We start from the raw sequence: 8,153 nt of genomic DNA on the forward strand, positions 1-8,153 counted from the left end.
GTCAACGTCCTGTGGGCCCTGATCCGTGACCGGCGGTGCTACGAGGTCACACCCCCCGTGGCCGCAACCGCTTGACAACAACATTAGGAAGCGGTGACCGGGTGGATGCGCCACTGCTGGGCGGGAGTGCCGTTGCAGGCCCACAGCCGGGCGACCGCCCCGTCCGTCTTGCTCGCCGACTCGATGTCCACGCAGAGGTTCGTGGCGAGGGGGGTGTGGGCGGGCCTGAGCTCGTACAGCTCCTTGGCGACGTCGACCATCACCATGCGCCAGCGCTGGTTCTGCGCTCCCACGCACCACCACTGCTGGACGGCCGTGCCGCTCTTGGTGCCGGCGGCCTCCGCGTCGAGGCACTTGCCGCTGTGCCCGAAGCGCAGCTCGAAGGTGCCGGCGCCGGTGGGCACCAGGTCGATGCGCTGGTTCGCGGCGTCCGCGACGCAGGTCGACTGGACGCTGTTGACGCCGTTGCGGAGGCTGGCGTTGGGGATGGTGAGGCACTTGTCGCTGTGCGCGGCCCTGAGCTGGACGGCCGAGGGCGCCGAGGCCGCGACGGCGGCGGCACGGGCGTCGGCGGCGTCGACGGTGGACGTGGCGGCGACGGTGGCAGCGGGGGTCGGCTCGGGGCGCGCCTCGTCGGCGGCGGCGACGGTCACGGTGCCGGCGAGCGCGGCGACACCGGCCGCGACGGCCAGGGCGGATCGGACGATCCGGGGCATGGGTGCTTCCGTTCTTCTCAAGTCTGAAGGGAGAGGGCGCGGGCGGGGTGATCACCGCCCGCGCGGTCAGCGCGCGAGCGGGGTACTCACCGCCGGCGCGGGGTCAGCGCGCGAGCGGGGTACTCACGCTGGCGCGGGGTCAGCGCGCGAGCGGGGTACTCACGCTGGCGCGGGGTCAGCGCGCGAGCGGGGTGACGATCTTCCAGGACGCGTCCTGGGCGAAGTCCTTCTCGACGTCGAAGCGGTTCTTGGCGGTCTTGTTGGCGACGAACAAATCGCCGTAGTACTCGCGCAGGTAGCGGCCGGGCTGGGCGGACGACTCGAAAGAGGTACCGGAGCCGCTCAGCCCCTTCTTGGCGCACCAGGTGGAGTCCTTGCGGAAGGCGGTGCTGTTGTCGCTCGCGGCCATCCTGACCCGGAGGTCCTTGTGGGTGAGGTAGTGGCCCGGCTTTTGGGAGGACTCGAAGGAGTAGCAGCCCGGCTTGCCGTCGAGGGCGGGAACGACCACCCAGGTGCCGTCTTCGCGGTCGGTCTGCTTGGACGCGGTGGACAGGGGGGCGATGAACGCCTCCCCGGCGTCGGGCGTGGACTGGCGGATGTAGAAGCCCGCCGGCTTGCCGCTCGCCGGCTGGAACGACTGGCGCTTGGCGCGGTACTGGCTGTCTGCCTTGAGGAAGTTGGCGACGTCCTCGTCGGTGCCGGCCAGGGCTTTCTTGGCGGTGGCGACCAGGTGGGGGTTGACGCCTGTCTTCTCGGCGGCGGCCTGGATCTGGAGCGCGAGGCGGCGGTTGGCCTCGGCGATCTGCTTGCGGCGCGCCTCGTCGTCCTTCTTGTACGCCTCTTCCGCGCCGGAGTGGATGAACTGCTTCCACACGGCCGGGTCGGGGCTGAGAACCGCGCGCTGCGCCGCCGCGTAGAGCTCGCTGCCCTTGGCGTCGGCCGGGGCGACACGCAGCAGTTCGCGGATGAAGTTGTCGTCGCCGAGGGCGAGCATGGCCTCGGAAGGCGTGATACGGAAGAGCGCGGCCGCGTTGGTGCGGGCGGCGATCTCGCGGCGGCGCTCGGCCTCCGCGCGGTCCTTCTCCTCCAGTTCCTTGAGCTCGTTGGCGACGTCGCGCTGGTGGGCCTCGCGGGCGCCGTTGGTGATGAACTCCTGCCAGGCGGCCGCGTCCCCGGCGAGGGCCGTCGCGGCGGCGGCGCGTACCTCGGCCCCGGAAGCCTCGTGGCGCATCACGGCGCGGATGAAGTTGTCGTCGCTCAGGTCGAGCAGGTCGGGGCTGTTGGGGATGCCGACGGCGATCAGCGCCTGGGACTTGGCGAGCCGGGCCGCGCGGGCGGCGTCGGCCCGGTCCTTCTCGCGCTGCTTGTCGACGGCGTACGCCTCGTGGATGCCGGTGACGATGAACTGCGCGTGGTCGTCGGCCGATTCGCTCATCATGGCGGCCTCGGCGGCCTGCCGCACCGCGTCGAAGCTGTCACCGCCGTCACGGGCCTTCTGCCACAGGGCGTGGATGAAGTCGTGGTCGCTGAGCAGCAGGACGTCCGGGCTCGGATCCAGGCGCACCACGGCGGCGGCGTCCACGCGCTGCGTGTCGGTGGTGCCGATCCCGGCCGCCGCGGCCGGAGCGGCCGGCGGGGAGGCGATGGCGGCCTGCGGCGCGGCCACAGCCGTCACGGAGGCGAGCGCGGTGGCGGTCACCAGTCCACGGGTGACGGCTCTCCGCACACGGGCGGAGTTCGGGTTGCTCTTCTTCATGTTGTTTCGGTCCCCCTGTCAGATCCCGCACGCGGTTCCCGAACGCGTGCCAGGTGGTCGGGACGCAGTCTTGAAGATCACCAAAGGGGAGTCAAAGTGGAAGGGACAGCTCCTGGGCGATCACTCGCCGGGAGCACCGTTCAACGCGCACCTTGAGGCCAATTTTTGACTGGAAGTAGCCTTGCGGGAAGTATTGAAGAACTCATCAGTAACTCGGAATCTTCCATTCCAAATGGCGGCACCAGCAGGCAAGACCTCACTAAGTCATCCCTCCGACACGAATGCCCCCCAGACGGCACACGGCAATCGAGCCCCGGCCTGCGGCCGGATTACGACGGTCCGCTTCCGTGAGGAAGGTGTGAGGGAAAAATGTGGGCCGGTACACATGAAAGGAAGCACCCCTGCCAGTGTCGTACAATATGCCGCCCGATCGACACTTCCGGCTGCCCCGGCTGATCGGCGAGAGCCGCGCCATGGAACTGATCTTCACCGGCCGTACGGCTGGCGCGCGCCCGGTGCCGCGGCACGGAGCCGACCACTTGTGTGTGGTTGGACTTCGCTCCGTTACACCCAAGACGGTCGGCCGCGATACAGCTGTCTTCGACCACCTGCCGTTGTCTGACGCTGTTGCCAGTCGAACGGTTCGGGATCGGCGACGCTCCCGCGCGGGCACGACAGCAACATCCCTGCCCCCGCCCCTGCTGCGGCCGGCCAACCAGCGCGTCCCCGAGGACACGCTGCACTGGCAGCACGACCTCGCGCGAGGGGCCACCCCCGACGCCCTGCGCCGGGAGGGCTTCACCGCAGTGCACCACATCGAACCCACAGCGACAGGAGCCACCATGTCCAGCGACGTCCTTGCCCCCGAGCGGATCGCGGATGCCGTCGCCGTACTGCTCAAGGCGCAGGAGGGCGACCAGGAGGCACACCGAGGCCTCCGCGACCACTTCCCCCAGCACGAGGGGCTGGTGATGCGGACCGATTACGTCCGCCACCTCGAACTCGCCGCCCGCGCCGGTCTGGTGGCCACGCACCTCCTGATCATGCAGTCCGGGAGGTGGCTGGCCTCGGTGGACACCTACGCCTCCGACCTCGGGCTGCCGCTCGCGTCCGTGGACCTCGGGGACCACGCCAGCAGGACCGAGGCGGTCCGGGTGCCCGCCGCGACGGACAACCGGGGGGCCCGCTCACGAGCGCCAGTGGATCGACTTCGACTGCGGCGGCGAGGAGATCCGCATCCCGATCCACGCGCGGCCAAAGCGCTGACCGGCAACCCGCCCCCGTCCCGCACCCGGCGCCGCCTGCGCGGCTCACCCGCATCCGCGGCACCGCCCGGGGCGCCCGGCGTGTGCGGCGCTGGTATGTGCCGACGGCCGTGCACAGTGAGAAGCACAGTGCGCCGGAGCCGACACCGCACAGGAGAAAATGTGATCAATAGGATTTCGTCGGACCGATGAGGTGCAATGCCACGCTGGGAGTTCGAACTCCCAGATGTTGGCGAGGGCGTGACAAGCAATGGGGCGATCACATGACCGAGGACGACCCGCTGGTCGAGGTCTCGATCGACAAGGCGACCACCACCCTAACCGTCCCCTTCCGCGGCGTCATTGTGGAGCTGCGGGAAGTGGTTGGGTCGACGGTCCCCGTACATGCGGTCATCGCGGTCATCGACACCACTTAGTGAGCGCTCCAAACCCGCGAGAGCTTCAGTGGTCATGGCGCCACCCTAGCCAATTCTTACCTCTTAAGAGGTGGGAATTGGCTGCGAGTTGGCGCCCTCCGCATCAGGCCGAAGGAACCGGCGGCGGAAGTTGTCCAGTGCCGCATTAGGCAACGCTCGCCCTGTCGACGACGGCGCGTAGGCCCGGTCGTCGGCGTGGCGGTTTCGCCAGATGAAGTAGCGGCGGATCATGCCTCCCTGGTCGTTGCCGGGAGCAGCGCTAGACCGAGCTGTTGTTGGGTGTGCTGCACTGACCGACTTGGCCGGTGGGGGTGTACGGGCGTCCGTCCAGGGTGGTGTCCGAATGACAGAGGACGGTGCCGGTGTTGCAGTCGATGACGAAGGTGCGCAGGAACTGCACGGCGCATCCGTTGAGTTGTGCGGTGATGGAGAACTGGTCGGCGGTCCACGACTTGCTGGTGTTGTGGAAGGTCTCCAGGTACAGGGCCACGTAGAGGTCGCCGCTGGCGAGATCTGCCGCCGTGACGGGGGCGGAGACGCTCAGTGTCTCGACGTGGCCGACGGGGGCGTTCGGCATCACGTTGTCGAAGCCTGCCAGTGTGGTGTTGCGATACAGCCGCAGTGAACCGACTTGGGCCTGGCCCGCACCTGGTCCGTTCTGGGTGACGCGTGTGGAGACGGTGAGGGTGCCGGCGGCTCCTTCGCAGCCGGATGGCGAGGTGGCCGTGATGCGGCCGACGGCGGTCCGGTAGACCTGGGTGCCGTCGCCGGCGGAGCCGTTCGGGTCGGCGGGGTAGGTGAGGGCGCCGCCGGTCCACAGGGCGGCGTGCGAACCCGGCAGGTCCGGGAACCTCGCCTCCAGACCGAGAGTGGCGACAGTGTCGTCCACGACCGTGAGCGTGACCGGGGTCGCTGTGCTGGTGTCGCACAGCAGCAGCGTCGAGGAGCTGCGGCACGGCGGCAGGCACGAAGAGGCGCACGACGTTCGGCCGCCGTACGGTGCGCAGGGAACAGGGGTGTTACACATGTACGTCTCCCGGCTTGTGTGGCGGCGAGGGGGTGGCCCAGCCGCCCTTCGGTGTGGTGGTGGGCGGACTTCCGTTCCGCTGCGACTGCCCGAGACGTGCTTGTGCCGGGGCCCGGCCGCAGCAACCGTGACGGTCTAGCGCCCCGGCTCGCCCGGTAGGACGCGTTTGCTTTTCGTCGCTGAGGGCTCGACCACTGGGGCGCAAACCGCCCCGCCGGGTGGTTACCCAATTGGCATAATCAATAGTGGAAATTGATCCCGATAGGGTGATAAGTGTGATTTTCACGTACACTGCGATGCATCGGTGCGCCATCCCGTCGACCATCGGGCGAACTGCGTGTTCGCAGGCCAGAGGCGTGAGGCTTGGGTTGCGCGGCTGATACGGCGCGGAGCGGGATGGCTGATCGTTTCAGAATGAGTCGAACTGCAGGTCTCGCACTCCACGATCCAGGTCGGCAGCGTGTCCGGGTACGTGCTGATCTTGTTCCTGACGGCTTGTGGGACTGAACTGGACGGACCGAGACCGCTTGGGCAACAAGCACACGAGGCTCCGAACGGCCAGGTCGAAACGATTCTTTTGGCACATCAGGATTTGTAGGTAGATCCGACTTACCACTCTATCGGGTTGGATTTTCACTATCTCTTAGCCCATTTGGGTAATTACCCGGCGTGGCGAATTGCGCCCCAGCGCTCAGACCCTCACGAGGCACGGTAGAAGGTCACCTCGGCCGGGCTGGAACGCTGGTCCACCACGGCCGCCGCAGCAGGGTCCTGGCACAGGCAGAACCCAGGCAGCCGTAGCGGAACTGAAGTCCGGCTACAACCACGCCAACCAGGAGTGATGTGTCATGCCCCCACGCCCGACACGTTTCAAAAACAGCGACTGTATCGCGCTGGTCGGAGAGGCGACCCCGCCGGAGCCCCTGCAGGCCGACCTGATCATCGACCCGGACGAGTGCAACGCCGCGAGGTGCACCCAGCAGGGCCTGCGTGTCCCAAAGACCCAGGTCACCGGAACCTCCGGCCCCAGCCCCAACGCCAACGAGACGATCGGCGTCGTCGTGACGCCCCCGGCCGCCGACGACTGCCCGCAGACCTACATTGTCAGCGCGCACGCGATTCTCGACCCGGACGAGTGCAACGCACTGACCTCCACCGAGCAGGGCCTGCGTGTCACGGAGACCCACGTCACCGGAACCTCCGGCCCGGCGCCGGGCCGCATCGCCAACGCCTGGCAGTCGATCGATGTCGTCGTGGCACCCCCGGCCGCGGCTGACTGCCCGCGCAATTACACCGTCAGGGCGTACCTGACACCCCAGCGCGGCGAAGCCGGCCCAGTCGGTTCCGTGGACCTCAGGCCGACCCGTACCAGCAACACGTGGGCGAACACAGCCCTGCAGGTCATGCTTCCCGCACCCGGCGTGTACCTGGTGACCGGCGACGTCAACACGAGCATCTGCGCAACCCTCGAATACGGGAGTGCCACGAACTTGTGGACCGAGGTCCGCCTGATCGACGTGAACTCCGGAACCGTCGAACTCCAACCCCGCGGATCGGCCCAGCACCAGTTCACGTCGCCCGACCGACTCCAGCACTGCACGCACGGTCCGACCTCCTTGTCCGGACTCGTCACCGTGTCCCCGGCGCAAGGATCGAAGACGGTCCGCGTACAAGCGATCCTGAGCGGTGGCGGCCCTGGTGACGGCCTCGCCAACGGGGCCACGCTCCAGAGCTCGACCTTCCACGGACCACGTTCGTACCTGACGTACGTGAAGATCGCAGACTAGCCTCGCCTTTTGGCTTCAGGCAGGGCCACTTGGTGCCCGAAACACGGAAGTGCCTTCTGCACAGGAATGATGAACCTTACCGAAAGGTTCTGTCGTTTCGGACGGAAGGCACTTTCCCGTTTGTAGACTGACCTGGTACCGGCACGGTCTTTAACTGATCGTTCTCTAGAATGAGGTTCGCAGGCGGCGGAGGCATATGAGGCCGCAGGTCGCGCAGAAGCCCCCGGGGAGTGACTCGGCGTGCGGGACCCTTGCAACTTCGCCTCACCGTGTGGCGCTTTCACCGGCGGCGCCGTAACAGGCCGCCGGGGATGGCCTGGTGCGAGTGCGACGGCGGCCCACCGCGTCCGGCACCGAGCTCAGCCGATGACGCGCACCGACAGGGGGTCTTGGTAGGTCACCGCCCGGCCGGGGGCCAGGGTGCCGGTGAAGTTGGCGCAGTACGCGTTGAAGAAGTAAGTCACCGTCTTGTTCGTGTTGTTGGCGAGCAACTGCGCGCGGGCCTGGAGGTTGATGCAGACGTTGTCCGGGGGGTTGTCGATCCGGAATTCCTGCCCGGAGGCGCTGAAGTACCGGATGTTTCCGGTGGCGGCCTCCGCGTTGGTGGTCAGGCCGACGGCCAGCACGGCGGCGGTGCCGGCCGTCAGGCCGAGTCTGGCCAGACGTGTGATGCGGATCATCAGAGATGTCCCCTTTCCGGTTCAACCCATCGAAAGAGGACATCCCACCGATGCATGGATCTTATAGGGGACACATCGACCTATCCCTCGAACCAGTGACAGGTCATGTCATCGGAGTACAGGTGCGAGCGGCGCGAGCCGCAGCGCCCGCCCAGGTGCACCGTACCGCCCCGGCTACCTAGCGAGAGCCCGCCCGTCCCGGAAACGGTTCGACCGAACCGTTTGCGGTTACGTGCCCTATTTTGCCTGCACCACGGATAGTGAGCCTCTTCCAACCTGACGGATGGTTCAACAGGGACGAGAATGCGAAGCCCCTTATACCCTCTCGGTCGGTAACCCGCGCCCGTACGGAAGCCGGCCTTCCAAAGGCGGAGGCCGCTCCGGCGTCGTCAACGCCAGGATCTTCTCCTAATACTGCAATCACAGTTAGGGAGTGTGTCCGCGTTGTTTGTAGTGACTGTTGCGGGCGCGTGTCTGGCTGAGTCTTCGCCAGAGTGACCAGTGCA

7 protein-coding genes and 1 pseudogene are annotated in these 8,153 nt (G+C 67.4%); 3 read left to right on the plus strand and 5 right to left on the minus strand.

Going from position 1 to position 8,153, the window contains the following annotated elements; translation table 11 throughout:
* Positions 1-83: 83 nt before the first annotated feature.
* Both AC07DW_RS32455 and AC07DW_RS32460 read right to left on the minus strand, forming a co-directional pair.
* A complete protein-coding gene (locus AC07DW_RS32455; protein ID WP_478861235.1) occupies positions 84-716 on the minus strand; it encodes an RICIN domain-containing protein in 633 nt (210 codons plus the stop codon).
* Between the two features lie 175 nt (positions 717-891).
* Entirely contained in the window at positions 892-2,472 is a 1,581-nt protein-coding gene (locus AC07DW_RS32460) for an AbfB domain-containing protein (protein WP_478861236.1), read from the minus strand.
* A gap of 842 nt (positions 2,473-3,314) precedes the next feature.
* Here AC07DW_RS32460 and AC07DW_RS32465 point away from each other — a divergent pair.
* Together AC07DW_RS32465 and AC07DW_RS32470 are read left to right on the plus strand one after the other, a co-directional pair.
* The gene (locus AC07DW_RS32465) at positions 3,315-3,929 is read left to right on the plus strand and encodes a hypothetical protein (protein ID WP_478861237.1); all 615 of its coding nucleotides are present in this window, start codon (positions 3,315-3,317) and stop codon (positions 3,927-3,929) included.
* A gap of 71 nt (positions 3,930-4,000) precedes the next feature.
* Complete coding sequence (locus AC07DW_RS32470) at positions 4,001-4,153, plus strand: biotin/lipoyl-containing protein (RefSeq protein ID WP_478861238.1); 153 nt, start codon at positions 4,001-4,003, stop codon at positions 4,151-4,153.
* Positions 4,154-4,298: 145 nt separating this feature from the next.
* Here AC07DW_RS32470 and AC07DW_RS32475 read toward each other — a convergent pair.
* Both AC07DW_RS32475 and AC07DW_RS32480 read right to left on the minus strand, forming a co-directional pair.
* A pseudogene (locus AC07DW_RS32475) lies at positions 4,299-4,393 on the minus strand (transposase); the annotation flags it as partial.
* A gap of 19 nt (positions 4,394-4,412) precedes the next feature.
* The gene (locus AC07DW_RS32480; RefSeq protein ID WP_478861239.1) at positions 4,413-5,042 is read right to left on the minus strand and encodes a hypothetical protein; all 630 of its coding nucleotides are present in this window, start codon (positions 5,040-5,042) and stop codon (positions 4,413-4,415) included.
* 986 nt (positions 5,043-6,028) lie between these two features.
* Here AC07DW_RS32480 and AC07DW_RS32485 point away from each other — a divergent pair.
* The gene (locus AC07DW_RS32485) at positions 6,029-6,967 is read left to right on the plus strand and encodes a hypothetical protein (RefSeq protein ID WP_478861240.1); all 939 of its coding nucleotides are present in this window, start codon (positions 6,029-6,031) and stop codon (positions 6,965-6,967) included.
* 359 nt (positions 6,968-7,326) lie between these two features.
* Here AC07DW_RS32485 and AC07DW_RS32490 read toward each other — a convergent pair whose 3' ends face one another.
* Positions 7,327-7,647: a hypothetical protein gene (locus AC07DW_RS32490; protein ID WP_478861241.1), complete on the minus strand. Its 321-nt coding sequence runs from the start codon at positions 7,645-7,647 to the stop codon at positions 7,327-7,329.
* Positions 7,648-8,153 lie beyond the last annotated feature (506 nt).

It is taken from the genome of Streptomyces sp. NPDC045701 (assembly GCF_056432045.1).